We start from the raw sequence: 205 nt of genomic DNA, 5'->3' as shown, positions 1-205 counted from the left end.
ACTGATGACCGAAATATCGGCGACCCGCCCGTCAGCGCTGCGGCCATGAAACTGATAGGAGCCTGTAGAGCCTGCGGTACTCAGCCCCTCGAATGCCTGCTGAATGCGCAGACGGTAGTCGGTGTCTGACTCCATCACGGCAGGCGTCGGCGGTAACGTCGTGTCGTCTGCAGGGGTGATGACAAGGCGCTGGACGTTGTAATTC

General features: G+C 60.0%; 1 protein-coding gene. It reads right to left on the bottom strand.

Going from position 1 to position 205, the window contains the following annotated elements:
• Nucleotides 1–205 (bottom strand): baseplate J/gp47 family protein (locus CN514_RS19715; RefSeq protein ID WP_176525986.1); only part of this gene is annotated, 205 nt, incomplete at both ends.

This window comes from Bacillus sp. AFS001701 (assembly GCF_002559405.1).
Lineage (GTDB): Bacteria > Bacillota > Bacilli > Bacillales > Bacillaceae_G > Gottfriedia.
Note: the sequence above shows the minus strand (reverse complement) of the source record. Positions and strands in the feature narration are given on the sequence as shown.